This is a genomic window from Falsiroseomonas oryzae, assembly GCF_027856955.1.
GTDB lineage: Bacteria > Pseudomonadota > Alphaproteobacteria > Acetobacterales > Acetobacteraceae > Falsiroseomonas > Falsiroseomonas oryzae.
Map to the genome: position 1 here is coordinate 1 of NZ_JAPSMD010000979.1, position 630 is coordinate 630.

At 77.1% G+C, this 630-nt stretch carries 1 protein-coding gene; it reads left to right on the forward strand.

From position 1 onward, the window contains the following. Window positions 1–617, forward strand: a 617-nt coding sequence (locus OZN99_RS33065) for an amidase family protein (protein ID WP_270939396.1), incomplete at its 5' end; no start/stop codon positions are given. Window positions 618–630 lie beyond the last annotated feature (13 nt).

The following is a 630-nucleotide window of genomic DNA, read 5'->3' on the forward strand; positions in this document are numbered from 1 at the left end:
TCGGCGTGCCCCGCCGGCCGGAGCTGGACGACGAGGCCGGCCGCGCCGCCTGGGCCGCGGCGCGCGCACGCCTCGCCGGCCTCGGCGTCGCCATCGAGGAGGTGGAGCTCGACGCCTTCCAAGAGGTCGCGCAGCTGCTCTACGACGGCCCCTGGGTCGCGGAACGCGCCGCCGCCGTCGGCGACTTCGCCGCGGCGAAGCCCGATGCGGTGCATCCGGTGACGCGCGGCATCCTGGCCGGCGCCGCCCGCTTCTCCGCGACCGACGCCTTCCGCGGCCTCTATCGTCTGGCCGAGCTGCGGCGCCGCACCGAGACGATGTGGAACCGGGTGGACGCGCTGGCCGTGCCCTCCGCGCCCTGCTTCCCGACCCTGGCCGAGCTGGCGGCCGATCCGCTCGGGCCCAATGCGCGGCTCGGCACCTACACCAACTTCGTCAACCTGCTGGACCTCGCGGCCCTCGCCGTGCCCGGACCGTTCCGGCCGGACGGGCTGCCCGCCGGCCTCACGCTCATCGCGCCGCGCGGCAGCGACGCGAGGCTGGCGGAGTTCGGCGCGCGCTTCCAGGCCGCCGCGCAGCCGCGCCTCGGCGCCACCGCCGGGAGGCTCGCGGCATGATCGAGATCGCCGT